The 14,866-nt window shown below is 69.7% G+C and carries 14 protein-coding genes; 12 read left to right on the forward strand and 2 right to left on the reverse strand.

Annotation, left to right across the window (positions count from 1 at the left end; all coding sequences use genetic code 11):
• Positions 1-235: 235 nt before the first annotated feature.
• The 4 genes from manD (at position 236) to IF11_RS0101745 (ending at position 5,483) form a co-directional block, all read left to right on the forward strand.
• Positions 236-1,444, forward strand: a complete 1,209-nt coding sequence (gene manD, locus IF11_RS0101730) for a D-mannonate dehydratase ManD (protein WP_030349561.1) — start codon at positions 236-238, stop codon at positions 1,442-1,444.
• A gap of 62 nt (positions 1,445-1,506) precedes the next feature.
• The gene (locus IF11_RS0101735; RefSeq protein WP_240627599.1) at positions 1,507-2,943 is read left to right on the forward strand and encodes a mannitol dehydrogenase family protein; all 1,437 of its coding nucleotides are present in this window, start codon (positions 1,507-1,509) and stop codon (positions 2,941-2,943) included.
• Positions 2,944-3,021: 78 nt separating this feature from the next.
• Complete coding sequence (locus tag IF11_RS0101740; protein ID WP_030349563.1) at positions 3,022-4,449, forward strand: MFS transporter; 1,428 nt, start codon at positions 3,022-3,024, stop codon at positions 4,447-4,449.
• Positions 4,446-5,483 carry an L-idonate 5-dehydrogenase gene (locus tag IF11_RS0101745; RefSeq protein WP_030349564.1) on the forward strand — a complete coding sequence of 346 codons (1,038 nt, stop codon included), beginning with the start codon at positions 4,446-4,448 and terminating at the stop codon, positions 5,481-5,483. The genes IF11_RS0101740 and IF11_RS0101745 overlap by 4 nt, the downstream gene beginning before the upstream one ends.
• A 24-nt stretch (positions 5,484-5,507) precedes the next feature.
• On the opposite strand, the gene IF11_RS0101750 is transcribed toward IF11_RS0101745, so the two are convergent.
• On the reverse strand, positions 5,508-5,867 hold the full coding sequence (locus IF11_RS0101750) for a hypothetical protein (RefSeq protein ID WP_051745334.1): 360 nt from the start codon (positions 5,865-5,867) through the stop codon (positions 5,508-5,510).
• Between the two features lie 270 nt (positions 5,868-6,137).
• On the opposite strand from IF11_RS0101750, the gene IF11_RS37595 reads away from it, so the two are divergent.
• The 3 genes from IF11_RS37595 (at position 6,138) to IF11_RS0101765 (ending at position 8,375) form a co-directional block, all read left to right on the forward strand.
• Positions 6,138-6,431: a sensor histidine kinase gene (locus IF11_RS37595; protein ID WP_030349566.1), complete on the forward strand. Its 294-nt coding sequence runs from the start codon at positions 6,138-6,140 to the stop codon at positions 6,429-6,431.
• Complete coding sequence (locus IF11_RS0101760) at positions 6,428-7,108, forward strand: response regulator (protein WP_030349567.1); 681 nt, start codon at positions 6,428-6,430, stop codon at positions 7,106-7,108. The genes IF11_RS37595 and IF11_RS0101760 overlap by 4 nt, the downstream gene beginning before the upstream one ends.
• Positions 7,109-7,532: 424 nt before the next feature.
• Positions 7,533-8,375: an AfsR/SARP family transcriptional regulator gene (locus tag IF11_RS0101765; protein WP_240627600.1), complete on the forward strand. Its 843-nt coding sequence runs from the start codon at positions 7,533-7,535 to the stop codon at positions 8,373-8,375.
• Here the strand turns inward: IF11_RS0101765 and IF11_RS0101770 are convergent.
• Entirely contained in the window at positions 8,359-9,366 is a 1,008-nt protein-coding gene (locus tag IF11_RS0101770; RefSeq protein ID WP_030349569.1) for a bifunctional lysylphosphatidylglycerol flippase/synthetase MprF, read from the reverse strand. The genes IF11_RS0101765 and IF11_RS0101770 overlap by 17 nt on opposite strands.
• 185 nt (positions 9,367-9,551) lie before the next feature.
• Between IF11_RS0101770 and IF11_RS0101775 the strand changes: the two genes are divergently transcribed.
• The 5 genes from IF11_RS0101775 to IF11_RS0101795 are packed head-to-tail and all read left to right on the forward strand — an operon-like array spanning position 9,552 to position 14,846.
• Positions 9,552-11,261, forward strand: coding sequence for an aldehyde dehydrogenase family protein (locus tag IF11_RS0101775; RefSeq protein WP_078490320.1), 1,710 nt, complete (start codon positions 9,552-9,554; stop codon positions 11,259-11,261).
• Between the two features lie 57 nt (positions 11,262-11,318).
• Complete coding sequence (locus IF11_RS0101780) at positions 11,319-12,458, forward strand: acyl-CoA dehydrogenase family protein (protein ID WP_030349571.1); 1,140 nt, start codon at positions 11,319-11,321, stop codon at positions 12,456-12,458.
• 15 nt (positions 12,459-12,473) lie between these two features.
• Positions 12,474-13,823, forward strand: coding sequence for an aspartate aminotransferase family protein (locus IF11_RS0101785; protein WP_078490322.1), 1,350 nt, complete (start codon positions 12,474-12,476; stop codon positions 13,821-13,823).
• On the forward strand, positions 13,816-14,331 hold the full coding sequence (locus IF11_RS0101790) for a type II toxin-antitoxin system RatA family toxin (RefSeq protein ID WP_030349573.1): 516 nt from the start codon (positions 13,816-13,818) through the stop codon (positions 14,329-14,331). Before IF11_RS0101785 ends, IF11_RS0101790 begins: the two co-directional genes overlap by 8 nt.
• Positions 14,331-14,846: a hypothetical protein gene (locus IF11_RS0101795; RefSeq protein ID WP_078490323.1), complete on the forward strand. Its 516-nt coding sequence runs from the start codon at positions 14,331-14,333 to the stop codon at positions 14,844-14,846. The genes IF11_RS0101790 and IF11_RS0101795 overlap by 1 nt, the downstream gene beginning before the upstream one ends.
• Positions 14,847-14,866 lie beyond the last annotated feature (20 nt).

Raw genomic sequence — 14,866 nt, forward strand, 5'->3', positions numbered from 1 at the left:
CGCCGCCCGGGCGCCCGGACCCGCCGTATCGGCCAAGGCACCGGCCCCGCTCAGGCCCTGCTCAGGCCCCGCTCAGGCGCGCCGCCGACCCTCCGTCCGAACGCCGCACAGTCGGTACCACACAAGTATTGCATCCCTTCGCGACCGATGCTTGTATACCAGTCGTGCCGATCAGTGGCGATCTCGGGCGCCCCACTCGACCGGTGCCGTACGGATCGTCCGAAGGAGTGGACCTGTGAGCAAGATCGAACGCGTAGAGGTGTTCGTCGCCTCCCCGGGGCGGACGTTTGTCACCCTGCGCATCACGACGACGGACGGTGTGACCGGCCTCGGCGACGCCACACTGAACGGCCGCGAACTGGCCGTCGCGAGCTATCTGCGGGACCACCTCGTTCCGCTGCTGATCGGCAAGGACCCGGCGCGTATCGAGGACATGTGGCAGTACCTGTACCGCGGTGCGTACTGGCGTCGCGGCCCGGTGACGATGACCGCGATCTCCGCCGTCGACACGGCCCTGTGGGACATCAAGGGCAAGGTCGCCGGCCTGCCGGTCTACCAACTGCTCGGCGGCCGCTCGCGCGACGGCGTCACGGTCTACTCGCACGCCAGCGGTACGGACGTCCCGTCCCTGCTCGACGATGTCGAACGGTTCCTGGACCTCGGCTACAAGGCGGTACGCGCGCAGGCCGCCGTACCGGATGTCGGCGGCAGTTACGGGGTCCGCAAGGGCAAGGTGTACGAGCCGGCCGCCACCTCGCTGCCCGACGAGCAGCCCTGGGACACCGAGGCGTATCTGCGGTTCGCGCCGACGTATCTGGAGGCCGTGCGCGAGCGCTTCGGCTTCGGCTTCCATCTGCTCCACGACGTACACCACCGGCTCACCCCCATCGAGGCGGCCCGCTTCGGCAAGAGCGTCGAGGACAGCAGGCTGTTCTGGATGGAGGATCCGACGCCGGCCGAGAACCAGGAGGCGTTCCGGCTCATCCGTCAGCACACGACGACGCCGATCGCGGTGGGCGAGGTGCTGACCTCGATCTGGGATGTGCAGCACCTGATCACCGAGCAGCTCATCGATTACGTACGCACCACCGTCGTCCACGCCGGCGGGATCACGCACCTGCGCCGGATCTTCGACCTGGCCGCCCTCTATCAGGTACGGACCGGCTCGCACGGCGCGACGGACCTCTCGCCGGTCTCGCTCGCCGCGGCGGTGCATGTGGACATCACCGTCCCAAACTTCGGCATCCAGGAGTACATGGGGCACGCGGACGAGACCGCGGAGGTCTTCCGCAGTGGGGTGACCTTCGCGGACGGCATGCTGCACCCGTCGGAGGAGCCCGGCCTCGGCGTCGCGTACGACGAGAAGGCGGCGGAGCGATTCCCGTACCAGGCGCGCTATCTGCCGGTGGCGCGGCGGCTCGACGGGTCGGTGCATGACTGGTGAGCGACATGACTCCGCCCCCGCCGGACGGAACGGGGCACACAGAAGGCACAGGGCCGGCGCTGTTGGGACGTGCCTCGCTCGGCCGGATCGCGCCCGAGCTGCGCCCGGCCGTCGATCCCCGCGAACTCCGGCCCCGTATCGTCCACTTCGGCCTGGGGGCGTTCCACCGGGCGCACCAGGCCGTCTACACCGAGCACGCCTCGGCCCGCTCCGGCGAGCCGTGGGGGATCGTCGCGGTCGCCCCGCGCTCGGCGCGCGTGGTGGCGGCGATGCGCGCGCAGGACTGCCTCTACTCGGTGACCGAACGCCGCCCGGACGGGCCCGCCACCCGCGTGGTGGGGTCGGTCGTCGAGGCGCTCGCCATGGGGCCCGACGCGGGGCGGGTCGACGCGCTGCTCGCCTCTCCGGAGGTCACGGTGCTGACGTTGACGATCACCGAGAAGGGGCACCATCGCCGCCCCGGCACCGGTGAACTGGACACCCGGGCACCGGAGATCGCCGCGGATCTGGCGGCGCGGGAGACCGGGGACCTCACCACGGTCGTCGGGCGGATCGCCGCCGGACTCGCCGCGCGGATGCGGTCAGGAGGCGCCCCGGTCACCGTCGTGTCTTGCGACAACATGGCCGCGAACGGCGCCGCGCTCGCCACGGTCGTGCGCGGCTTCGTCGAGGCGTCGTCCTGGCCCGACCGGCGGGCCGTGCTCGACTGGATGGCGGCCTCGGTCGCCTTCCCCTCGACGGTCGTCGACCGGATCGTGCCCGCGACGACCGACACGGACCGGCACGCGGCCCATGCCGCGCTCGGCGTACGCGACGCCGTGCCGGTCGTCGGCGAACCGTACCGGCAGTGGGTCCTGGAGGACTCCTTCGCCGGGCCGCGGCCGCCGTGGGAACGCGACGGCGCGCTGTTCGTCCCCGATGTCGTGCCGTACCAGCTCACGAAGTTGCGGCTGCTCAACGGGGCGCACTCCGCCCTCGCCTATCTCGGCGCCGCGGCGGGACGCACGACCGTCGCCGGCGTCCTGGCGACCGACTGGGGCGAACGGCTCGTACGGGCCCTCTGTTCGGAGGTCGGGCCGACCCTGCCCGCCGGCGGCCCCGATCCGGCGGCCTACGCGGGCGATCTCGTCGAGCGGTTCCGCAACCCCGCCATGCGGCATCTACTCCAGCAGATCGGCTCCGACGGATCGTTGAAGATCCCGGAGCGGTGGTTCGACGCGCTGCGCGCGGCCCGGTCGCGTACCCCGGTCCTCGAACTGGCGCTGGCCGCATGGGCGAACGCCACCCGTTCCGGCGAGGACGGCGGCCAGTTGTTCGGTACGACGGACCCCGCCGCGGCGGCGCTCGCCGATTGCTGGCAGGGGACGACGACTCGCCATGACACGGTCCGTCGGCTGCTCCAGGTCCTCGGAGCGGTGGACCTGGCCGAGGACGACACGCTCGTCTCCGGCGTCGCCGCCCGGCTCCCCGCTCTGCGCGCCGGCCACATCGATTTCTGACGTCACACACACAAGACACCAGCCCGCACAAGGCACCGGCACACCTACAAGCACGGCCCTGAACAACGGAGTTCAACCATGACGGACACCACGCGTACGGAGCCCACGGGCCCCGCCGCGCGCACCACACGCGATCTCACCAGAGCCGCCGTTTCCGGCTGGCTCGGTACGGCCATGGAGTTCATGGACTTCCAGCTCTACTCGCTGGCCGCCGCCATCGTCTTCAACAAGATCTTCTTCCCCGATGTCAGCCCGGCCATCGGGCTGATCGCCGCCATGGCGACCTACGGTGTCGGGTACGTCGCCCGGCTCGCCGGAGCCGTCTACTTCGGCCGGATGGGCGACCGGATCGGGCGCAAGAAGGTGCTCTTCCTGACCATTCTGCTGATGGGCGCGTCGACCACACTCATCGGTGCGCTGCCCACGTACGCGACGATCGGCATCCTCGCCCCGATCCTGCTGGTGGTCCTGCGGCTCATCCAGGGCTTCGGGGCCGGCGCCGAGATCGCCGGGGCCACCGTCATGCTCGCCGAGTACGCCCCCGCCAAGCGCCGGGGCCTGGTCGCTTCACTGGTGTCGCTCGGCACCAACTCCGGCACCCTGGCCGCGTCCGGGCTGTGGGCGATCCTGCTCGCCGTACTCAGCGACGAGCAGTTGCTCGCGTGGGGCTGGCGTCTGCCGTTCCTGCTGAGCTTCGCGCTCATGATCTTCGCGGTCTGGCTGCGCCGGAACCTCAAGGAGAGCCCGGTCTTCGAGGAGCGGCCGGACGTCGTGGACGGCGTCGCGATGTCCCGTACGGAGGTCGAATCGGCCCTTGTCGAATCGGCCCGCACCACGTCGGCCCAGGTCGAGTCCTCCCCGGAGAAGAAGCGGGCGGGCGTCCTGGAGGCCGGGATCCGGCAGCGCAAGGGCAAGGCGTTCTTCCTCGCCCTCGGACTGCGGTTCGGCCAGGCGGGCAACTCGGGCCTGATCCAGACCTTCCTGGTCGGCTACATCGCCACGAACCTGCACGCCGACCGCGCGGTCCCGACCGACGCCATCGTCTACGGCTCGCTGCTCGGCTTTGTCACCGTCCCGCTGATCGGCCTGCTCGGGGACCGCTTCGGCCGCCGCCCGATGTATGTCGCGCTCACGCTGCTGACCATGGCCTTCGCCTTCCCGATGATGCTGCTGATCACCTCAGGCAGTACGCCCGCGCTGATGCTCGGCATGGTCCTCGGACTCAATGTCGGTGTCCTGGGCCTGTTCTCGCTGGAGAGCGTCACGATGGCCGAACTCTTCGGCTCCCGCACCCGCTTCACCCAGCTCGCCCTGTCCAAGGAGATCGGCGGCATCCTCGCCACCGCCATCGGCCCGGTCATCGCCGCGTCGCTCACCGCCGTCACCGGCAGCTGGTGGCCGATCGCCGCGATGCTCGTCGTCTACTCGCTCATCACCCTGGTCTCCGCGTTCCTCGCTCCCGAGACCCGTGGACGCGATCTGGTACGGCTGGAGGACGCGGTATGAGGGCAGTCGTCGTCCATGGTCCGGGCGATCTGCGGATCGACGAGCGCGCCCGTCCGGTGCCGGGCGCGGGAGAAGTCCTCGTCGCCATGGAGTGGGGCGGGATCTGCGGCTCCGATGTCGCGTACTGGAAGCACGGCGCCTCCGGGACCGCCGCGCTCAGCCACCCGCTGGTGCTCGGACACGAGGTCGCCGGCCGGATCGCCGGACTCGGCGCGGGTGTCGGCGGTCTGACGGAAGGGCAGCCGGTGACCGTCCACCCGGCGGAGCCTGTCGGGGACGAACGGCTGCCCGACCGGATCGCCGGCCGCACCAACCTCCACCGGCGTATCCGGTACTTCGGGTCGGCCGCCTTCGACCCGCACACCGACGGCGGGTTCAGCGAGTACCGCGTGGTCCGTGCGGCGCAGATACGGCCGCTGCCCGAAGGGGTGACCACGGAGCACGGCGCCCTCGCCGAACCCCTCGCCGTGGCCCTGCACGCCGTACACCGCGCCGGAGACCTGCGGGGCAGGACCGTGCTGGTCAATGGCGCGGGCCCGATCGGAGCGCTGGTCGTGGCGGCGGCGAAACATCGCGGGGCCGCCGCCGTGATCGCGTCGGACATCTCCGAGACGTCGCTCGCCGTCGCCCGCGCCATGGGCGCGGACCGGACGGTCGACGTCTCCGCGGGCGCCGAACTGCCCGAGGACATCGAGGTTTCCTTCGACGCCTCGGGAGCCCCGGCCGCGCTCGGACCGGTCCTGCGGGCGACCGCGCGCGGCGGCACCCTCGTACAGGTCGGAAACCTGCCGGGCTCGGCCGTGCCCGCCGTCCTCGGGGACCTGGTGACGAGGGAGATCACCTGGATCGGCTCGTACCGCTTCGTCGAGGAGATCGATGACGCGCTGATCGCGATGCGGGACGGACTGGACGTGTCCCCCGTCATCAGCCACCGCTTCGACCTCGACCGGGCGGACGAGGCGCTGGCCGTCGCCGCCGCGCGCGGAAGCAGCAAGGTCATGCTGCGGCTGGGCGGTGCGACGCCTCAAGAGTGAGAAGAGGCCCCACAGCCGCTGCCGTTACTGGTCGCGCCGGTGCACGCCGGCGACAGCCAGTACGGCCGCGGCCAGTGCCCACACCGCGTAGACGGTCCACGCTCCGGAGGTCGTCCACGGGAAGGGGGACCGCGAGTGGTCGACCGCCGAGAGCCGGATCCACGCCTGGTACGGCATGGCGTGATCGAGTACCGCCGACCAGTGGCGGCCGTCGGTCAGGACCAGGGGCAGCAGGACAAGGACCGCGACGGTGGCGGTCATGGTGGCCGCGGTGTGCCGGATGACGGCACCGAGCGCCAGACCGGCGAGCGCGCACACCGGCGCGAGGAGGGCGGACGCGAGCACGACGGGCAGGGCGCCCGGGTCACCGATCGGGACGCCCACGCCCCGGCCGTCGAGAATCGCCTGGGTCAGAGCGAACGAGGCTCCGGCGACGAACGCGCCGAAGACGGTCGAGAAGGCCGGGCGCGAGACGCTGTCCGGTCTGCGGCGGATGCTCGGCGCGCTGCGCCAGGCCGACCAGGAGCAGAGGCGTACGGCCCGGGACCGGGAACGTACCCGCCTAGGCCCTGTCCGGTCGATCTTCGTGGATCAGCCCGCGGCGTCTGGTGCCGTGCATCGCAAGGCGGAGGATCGCCCTCGTACTGGACGTACTTGGGCGACTCCGGGCACTCGGGGGCCACGTCCTGCCGGGTGCGCGTCGACCATCTCGACGACGCGCTCGCCATCGAGGTCTCGGACCGCGGCAGGGGCGGCAACGCCGGTACGGACACCGGGTACGGCCTGGTCGGCATGCGCGAGCGGGTCGCTCTGCTGCACGGCGATTTCACCGCCGGGACGCGGCACGGCGGCGGCTTCCTGGTCGCGGCCCGGCTGCCGGTACCGCGCGCCGCCCGGACCGCGGCGGAAGCGAAGACCGGAGCGGAACCGAAGGCCGGAGCCGGATGACCGAGGATCCGAGCCGGCCGACCATCCGTGTCCTGCTCGTCGACGACCAGCCCCTGGTGCGCGCCGCGCTCCAGATGGTCATCACCGACACCACGGACATCGAGGTCGTGGGCGAGGCGTCGAACGGCGCCGAAGCCGTCGGGCTGGCCGGGGAACTCGCGTCCGGCATCGTCGTGATGGACATCCGGATGCCCGGCATGGACGGCATCGAGGCCACCCGGCAGATCACCACGGCCACCGGCTCCGCGCCTGTCATCATCCTGACGACCTTCGACGACGACGATGAGGTGTACGGGGCGCTGCGCGCCGGCGCGTCCGGGTTCCTCGTCAAGGACATGGCCCTGGACGACATCCTCGCCGCGATACGTACCGTCGCCGCCGGAGACGCCCTGATCGCGCCGAGCGTCACCCGCCGTCTCATCAAGGAGTTCGCCGGCCGCCCGGCGGCCATGTCACCGCGAAGGGCGGAACTCGGCGGCATAACCCACCGGGAACGCGAAGTGCTGACCCTGGTCGGCGGCGGGCTGTCGAACACCGAGATCGCCGAGCGGCTCTGTATCAGCGTCGCCACCGCCAAGACGTATCTCCCCCGTCTGCTCGCCAAGCTCGACGCCCGCGACCGCGTGCAGCTTGTGATCCTGGCCTACGAGACGGGGCTCGTGTCACCGTCGTCCTGACCGGATCCATGCCGACCGGAAAACGACGGCTTGTCGATGACACTCGATACGGCATGTGTATGGCAAAGATCCGAACAAAATCGGATCAATGAACATCGGCCATTTCGGGCAGCCCCGGGCCACCTCGGCGCGAAGCCCAACGGAACAGGGCCTGTTCGGGGATGCGTCACCCAAGCGGAACATCAGATTCGGCCACAGACGGCGCCCGACCGATCCTTCGGAATTTTTTCTATCGTCGTAAGAGAAAGATTTGCGCGACTTGGCGCGCACTCACCTCGCGTTGGCGTGATGTCTGGCATGGAACGTCGAGAACGAGCCAAGTTTCAACGCTTACGCATCCGACCCGCCGTGCCGCGCCCTCTTACCTACGAGTAGGACGTCACTATCGCTAGGTACGCAGGGTCGGCCCCGGGGGAGCCGGCCCATGCGCCTGCTCCCCCCGTCGCATCAGAAAGGCAATGGACCACAATTGCAGATCAATCTTCTGGGACCGATGGAAGTAGTCGATGACGGGGTTCAGGTCCGGATACCGGGAGAGAAACTACGCTCGATCCTAGCGGCCCTGGCATTATCGGTGGGGCGCTCCGTTTCTCGGAGTGAACTCATCGACGAGCTATGGGGCGAAGAGCCACCGAACAGCGCCGAGAATTCACTGCACGGCCATATAGCCCGGCTGCGCCGGGTATTGGTCGCACACGGGGGGAAGGCAGCTCTGCGCAATGTCATCCAGACGTCGCCGACCGGATACGTACTGGAACTGACCGAAGAGGATGTCGACGCTTCCCGGCTCCTCCAACTGGTGGCCCGCGCCGAAGCGGCGAGCGCGCACAACCCCAAAGGCGCCGTTGATCTGCTGAACGAGGCGGTATCGCTCTGGCGAGGCCCGGCGCTGATCGACGCCGGCCACGGAATGATCTGTCAAGTGGCGTACACCCAGCTGGAAGAGGTCAGACTGGGAGCGTACGAAAGGCTCTTCGACATCCGGCTCCGGCTGGACCAGCCCCGGGCCGTCATCCCCGGGCTGGAGCAACTGCACGCCAGGTACCCGCTGCACGAGCGCTTCTGCGAACAGCTCATCACCGCGCTCTACCTGTCAGGACGGCAGGCCGATGCCCTCAACACCTACCACCGCACCCGCGAGTACCTGTCGCAGCATCTGGGACTTCAGCCCGGACACGGACTGAGAGACAAATTCCAGGCCATCCTCCGGCAGTCTCCCCACCTGTCCATATCGGGGGCCGGGGAAGAGGTCATACCGATTTCGTGACCCGCAGGATCTGCCAGATGGCACCCAGCCGCGCCCGCCCGTGGAAGGCCAGATACTCGGGAAGCACCAGCTGGGGGCCCCACTTCTCCTTGTAGGCGAGCTGGCTGGCCGCGGGATAGACCTTGTCGCCGTGGTCGGCCAGCAGCCGCATGATCCTGCGGGTGGCGCCGCTGGCTTCGGCCGGATCGTGCTCGGCGGACAGCCCGGTGAACGGCGTGAATCCGAAGTGCAGCCACTCCGCGCCCTCCTGACGGAACGTCTCCAGCGCGGTCAGGTTGATCGCCTCCATCACCCCGGGAGGCGCGTCCGGGAGCCGGCGGCTGAGGTCGTGCAACCACCCGGGACGCGATCCGTACGCGGGTGAGTACGAGATATAGGCGATGGGCACCCCGTCGAGCCGCCCGAGCATCAGCCGGCGCGCGTGCTGTACGGGCCCGCCCAACTCGCCGACCAGGAACTCGATCTCCTTGACATGACGGCCCTTGCTCCGCAGCCAGGCGCCGTCGATACCGGCTATGTCCGCCGCGCACTCCTCATAGGAGACCTCCGTCACCTCCAGACCACTGCGCCGGGCCCGCGAGATCTTGTTGCGGAGTTTCATGAAGCGCGTTCCGCGCAGGGCGAAGTCGGGCAGGTGCACCGAGTACGACGAGCCCACCTGATTGACCGTGAAACCGCACCGGACGTACAGCTCGACGTCCGACGAGAGGACCTGTACGGCGACGACCTTGCGGCGCCGCCGGCGCGCGTGCGCGAGGAAGGCCCGCAGCAGCGTCTCCTGCTGTTCCGGCGGGGCGTAGACGCCCCCGAACTGGATCAGATACGAGCCCGCCTCGCGATAGGCGACGACTCCGTCCGCCGACGGATCGGTGAAGTACGCGTTACCGGAGTTGAGCGCGAGGAAGGCGCTGGGGTTATCGCCGTCCTTGCGAAGCTTTTCCAGCACTCCGAGCACTTCTTCGTCGGATACCTCTCCGCTGCGCGTGGTCATCTCACTCCCGTTGCCTGAGGCGTCGAGTTTCCGGGCCGGGTGCCCGGAGACATGCTCCTCAGACTCTCTTCCATTTCCCTGAAACGGCCGTCTCAGCGCCGTCTCAGCGCCGTCTCCGGGGATTTTCAGGGCGGTCTGTGAAGGTCGAAGCCACCACTTGGAACTGCGGACATTCCCGTCGGCTGATGGGAAATGGAGAGCGGAGGGGCTGCGTGAGCAGCGATATCGCGACGCCTTCGGCGTCAGAAGAAGAAGATTCCGGAGCGCCTCGTCCGGAAGTCCCCACCTACCTTTCCCTCATTGACGGAAAGGCCGTTCCGAGCGGGACCTGGGGGTACGTGGTCGACTCGGACGCCCTGCTCGACGACGCGTTCTCCACGCTCACCATGAAGCGGAAGCTGGAGAGCGGCCGCATTCCCGCCGAGAATCTGCCGGCCACCATCGTGGGCCGGGTGGCGAGGGCGGACCGCCGGACGACGGATCTGGCGCTCGAAGCGGCGGCCGCGGCCGCCGCGCCCTGGGCGGCGTTCCCCCCGGAGACCCGGATCGAACAGTTCGGCACGCTGCTGTACCGCAGGCTCGCCGAGCAGGCCGAGCGGATCACCGAAGTCCTCGTCCAGGAGGGGCACCCGCTGGCTCTGGCCCGCTGGCAGGTGTCCGGCGCGCTGGAGGTCTTCGGGCCCGAGTCGCTGGGCTTCTACCGGAGCCAGATGCTCCAGGAGTACCGGCACGGCGAGCGGCGGATCTCGGTGCGCCGCCGCCCCGACGGTGTGGTCTGCCTCAATCCCCCGCAGAACGCCCCGCTCTCCAGCGCGCTGCTCGGCGTGACCGCGATCATGGCGGGCAACTCCCTGGTCGTACGGGCGCCGCGCAGCGCCCCGCTCGGCGTCATGTACGTACTGCAGGAGGTGGTGGCGCCGGTACTGGCGGAGCTGGGGGCTCCCCCGGGCACCCTCGGCGTGGTGTGCGGCGACCCGGCTCCGATGCTGGACGCCTGGCTGGAGAGCCCGCTCGTCGACGACATCATGTACTTCGGCAGCAGCGAGAACGGGATGCGCTTCCAGGAGCGCTGCATCGCGGCGGGCAAGAAGCCGATCCTCGAACTGGCCGGCAACGACGTGGTGCTGGTGTGGAAGGACGCCGATCTGGACCTGGCGGCCGAGGCCATCACGGAGAGCTTCTACGGCTCCGGCCAGCTGTGCATGATCCCGAACCAGGTGGTGGTCCACCCGGACGTCCGCGACGAGCTGGTCGCCCTGCTGGCCGAGAAGGCCGCGCGGATCAGGCCAGGCCGGTCGTCGGAGGAGGGCGTCCTGCTCACTCCGGTGCTGCGCAACGAGAAGTTCTTCTCGTGCCTGCGCGACGCTCTCGACCGGGGCGCGGAGCTGGTGTGCGGCGGACACGCGATCCAGGAGGACGGAACGCGCGACACGGCCGGGATCTTCCTTGAGCCCACGGTGGTGGTCGTACGAGGTCTGGAGAAGGCCCGGGAGGTCCAGGCGGTCCGCGAGGAGACGTTCTTCCCGCTGCTGCCGGTGATCGTGGCCGAACCCGCCCCCGACGACGTCCTGCTGGACCGGTTCGTCGACTTCGTCAACAGCAACGCCTACGGGTTGCGGAACTCGGCGTGGGCCCGGGACCCCGAGGTGGTCGACCGGATCGTGACCCGGATCACCCAGGGCGGGCTGCTCAAGGTGAACGACTCCCACATCGGCTTCCTGCCGTATCTGCCGACCCACGGCGGTACCGGACTCACCGGAGGCGTGTTCGGCGAGGCCAACTACCCGATCCTGCGCACCTCTCATATCCAGGGCGTGAGCGTCGCCGCCGGCGCGCGCCCCTCCGAGGCGGTGTTCGGCGCCTGGAAGGCCCTCCAGGCCGCCGCCGGCCACTGACCGCGCCCCGAAGCCAGCAAACAACCACGCCAGAACGACAGAACATGAGGGGGATCCATGCGCTCGTTGGAAGCCGCACGCGAGACGTGCGAATCATTCCTGCCCGGCTTGCTCGATCAGCTCTCCGGCACCCCGCTGGAAGAGCTGGAAGCACCGAAGAACCCCGCACTCGACCACTTCCGTACGGCCGGCGGCCCCAGTCTGGTGATCCCCAAGACCTACGGCGGGGCGGGAGCCGATCCGCTCCAGGCCCTCGCCGTGGTACAGGCCCTGGCCTCCCGGGCACCGTCCCTCGCGATCGCCACCACGATGCACCACTTCTCGGTGGCGACCCTGTTCACCCTGGCCGACTCCATCCAGAGCAGTGGCATGGAGTGGGCGCTGCTCGAAGGGATAGCCGAGCAGCGGCTGCTCGTCGCCTCGGGCTTCGCGGAGGGCCGGCCGGGACGGGGCATCCTCTCGCCGATGATGTCGGCGTCGAAGGCGGACGGCGGCTATGTGATCAACGGCTCCAAGAAGCCGTGCAGCCTGTCGCACTCGATGGACCTGCTCACCGCCAGCGTGGCGCTGCCGACCGACAGCGGTGAGCCGAGGATGGCGGTGCTGCTGATCCCCCGTCAGACCGACGGGATCAGCGTCCATCCGTTCTGGGGAAGCCGGACGCTCGCGGGCGCGGAGAGCGACGAGGTGCGGCTCACGGACGTCTTCGTCGACGAGCAGCTGCTGATGCGCACCGAGCCGGAGGGCGACGCCGGGAACCTGGACGATCTCCAGACCGTCGGCCTGATCTGGTTCGAACTGCTCATCTCCGCCTGCTATCTCGGCATTGTCAGCGGACTGGTCGAGCGGGTCGTCGACGGCGGCCGGGGCAGTGACTCCGACCGCGCCCGGGTGCTCACCCGGCTGGAGACGGCCGCCCTGCTGCTGGCGGGCACCGCCCGCATGATCAGGGACGGCGAGACCGGCAACGCGGCGCTGGCCCGCACGCTCGTGGCGCGGTACGCCGCCCAGGACGCGCTGGGCGACGCGCTGAACCAGGCCGTCGAACTGCTCGGCGGCACGGCCTTCATGTCCTCTACCGACGTGGCCTATCTGGCCGGTGCCGCACACGGTCTGTCGTTCCACCCGCCGTCGCGGTCGAGCTTCACCGGTCCGTACCTCGACCACGTCGCAGGCCACCCGCTGCGCCTGACCTGATTGAGAGGGAGATCCATGCCATCGACGACACCGACATCCGTTCTTCCGCCGGCCGTGCCCCCGACCGCGCCCGCGGCCGTCCCCGCCACCACGCCCGCCCTCGGGCGTGAGGAGCTGGGCAGGCTGTACCGGGCCCGTCTCAGCAAGGGCCGGGCGACCCTCGGCGAGCTGTTCGGCGGGCACATCGAGGTCGCCTCCGAGGGCGCCTGGGTCACCACCTCGACGGGCGAACGCTTCCTGAACTGCGGTGGATACGGTGTGTTCCTGATGGGCGCCCGGCACCCCACCGTCATCCGGCATGTCGCCGAGCAGCTGGCCACCCACCCCGTCGCCACCCGTCTCTTCCTCGAACCGCAGGTCGCCCTGGCCGCCGACGCCCTGGTGTCGGTGGCGCCACCAGGACTGGAGCGGGTGCACTTCGCCGGCTCGGGTGCGGAGGCGGCCGAGACGGCCATCAAGCTGGCCCGCACCCGTGGCCACCACCGGCTGATCGCCATGGAGAACGGCTACCACGGCAAGACCATGGGCGCGCTCAGCCTGACCGGCAAGAGCGTCTTCCAGGACCCGTTCCGGCCACTGCTGCCCCAGACGAGCCATGTGCCGTACGGTGACGCCGCCGCGCTCGAATCCCTGCTGGCCACGGCTCCCGGCGAGGCGTGTGTGTTCATCGAGCCGGTGCAGGGCGAGGCCGGGGTGGTGATCCCGCCGACGGGCTATCTGCGCGCGGTGCGGGAACTGTGCGACCGGTACGGGGCCTTCCTCGTCCTGGACGAGATCCAGACCGGTCTGGGCCGGCTCGGCTCCTGGTGGGGCGCCGACCGGGAGGGCATCACCCCCGATGTGCTGCTCGTCGGCAAGGGGCTCAGCGGGGGCGTCGTACCGGTGTCGGCCGTGGTCGCCACCCGGGAGGCGTTCAGGGCCTTCGACCGGGACCCGTATCTGCACACGTCCACGTTCTCCGGGGCGCCGCTGGCGATGGCCGCCGTACGCGGGGCGCTCGCGGCGATGCACGAGGACGACCTCGTGACCCGCTCCCGCGAGCTCGGCGCCGAGATCCTCCCGGAGCTGGACCGTATCGTCCGCTCGCACTACGGCGACGCCGTACGTGAGGTGCGGGGCCAAGGTCTGCTGCTGGGGATCGAGTTCGCCGAGCCGGGACCGGCGGGCGATCTGCTGATCGAGCTGATCATGAACGGCGTCATCGCCAATCACTCCCTCAACTCGCATCTCGTCCTGCGCTTCACCCCGCCGGCGGTGCTGACCAGAAGCGACCTGGACTTCTTCTACGACGCGGTCGACCGCGCGTGCCGCGCGCAGGGCGCCCGGTACGCACCCACAGCGGAAGGTGACAAAATCCATGCGTAGCGTGCAAGTGAAGGTCCGCGTTCATGACGTCGACGCGGCGGTGGCGTTCGACCGTGTCGGCGCGTTCGGCCGGTACTCCGAATTCACCGAGGTCATCCGCTCGGTGACGACCCGTCAGGAGTCCGGCACGCAGGAAGTCAGCGACTGGGAGGTCTACTTCCGCAACGGCATCCTGTGCTGGACCGAGTCCGACCGGTTCGACCGGGACAACCTGACCATCACCTTCGAGCAGATCGACGGTGACTTCGCCGAGTTCACCGGTGTGTGGCGGCTCGTCGCGGACGGCAAGGACTGCGTGGTCGACTTCAGCGCCGAGTTCGACTTCGGCATCCCCAGCCTCGCGGGCATTCTCGACCCGGTCGCTGAGCGGGTCTTCAAGGAGACCATCGCCCGTGTCGTCATCAGCCTCTTCGAGGGCAACGCCTCGGTGGTCGGCGACGAGGCGGTCGCCCGCGCCGTCGCCGAGGTGACGGCCGCGCCCGTCGTCGCCGCGTCGGGATCGCACTGATGGACGGCAAGAACCTCTTCGAGACGCCGACCACCTACCGGCTGATCCGGCTGGAGTACGGGCTCGGTCTGGTGATCGCCGCGGCCTTCTTCTTCACCCATCTCGACGAGGTCAGATGGCTCCCCGCGATCGGGTTGTTCGCCTATATCGACCTCATCGGCTACATCCCCGGGGCGATCGCCTACCACCGCAGCGCGTCCAAGCGGATACACCGGGCGTACTACGTGCTCTACAACGTCATGCACAGCCTGGTCACCCAGACGCTCGTGGTGCTCGCGTGGATCTGGCTGTGGGGTCCCGAGTGGGCGCTGCTGGTCATCCCCATCCATCTGTTCGGCGACCGCGCGCTGTTCGGCAATTTCCTCAAGCCCTTCGCGCTGGACTTCGAGCCGGTGGCCCATCCCGCCTACTCCCGCTTCACCGACCAGTTCGACGCCGCGCCGGCCGCGCGCCCCGGACCGGCGGACGGTGTGGCCGGTGTGGCCACCGCCGCCCGGCAGCCGCAGGGCGGCTGAGCCGCCGGCGGCACCCCGCA

The organism is Streptomyces scopuliridis RB72 (assembly GCF_000718095.1).
Classification (GTDB): Bacteria; Actinomycetota; Actinomycetes; order Streptomycetales; family Streptomycetaceae; genus Streptomyces; species Streptomyces scopuliridis.

Bases quoted from the DNA above. Each gene is read 5' to 3' on its own strand.
- IF11_RS0101740 (WP_030349563.1), top strand. From the start codon at position 3,022: ATGACGGACACCACGCGTACGGAGCCCACGGGCCCCGCCGCGCGCACC.
- IF11_RS0101745 (WP_030349564.1), top strand. From the start codon at position 4,446: ATGAGGGCAGTCGTCGTCCATGGTCCGGGCGATCTGCGGATCGACGAG.
- IF11_RS0101760 (WP_030349567.1), top strand. From the start codon at position 6,428: ATGACCGAGGATCCGAGCCGGCCGACCATCCGTGTCCTGCTCGTCGAC.
- IF11_RS0101765 (WP_240627600.1), top strand. From the start codon at position 7,533: ATGCGCCTGCTCCCCCCGTCGCATCAGAAAGGCAATGGACCACAATTG.
- IF11_RS0101770 (WP_030349569.1), bottom strand. From the start codon at position 9,366: ATGACCACGCGCAGCGGAGAGGTATCCGACGAAGAAGTGCTCGGAGTG.
- IF11_RS0101775 (WP_078490320.1), top strand. From the start codon at position 9,552: ATGGGAAATGGAGAGCGGAGGGGCTGCGTGAGCAGCGATATCGCGACG.
- IF11_RS0101780 (WP_030349571.1), top strand. From the start codon at position 11,319: ATGCGCTCGTTGGAAGCCGCACGCGAGACGTGCGAATCATTCCTGCCC.
- IF11_RS0101785 (WP_078490322.1), top strand. From the start codon at position 12,474: ATGCCATCGACGACACCGACATCCGTTCTTCCGCCGGCCGTGCCCCCG.
- IF11_RS0101790 (WP_030349573.1), top strand. From the start codon at position 13,816: ATGCGTAGCGTGCAAGTGAAGGTCCGCGTTCATGACGTCGACGCGGCG.
- IF11_RS0101795 (WP_078490323.1), top strand. From the start codon at position 14,331: ATGGACGGCAAGAACCTCTTCGAGACGCCGACCACCTACCGGCTGATC.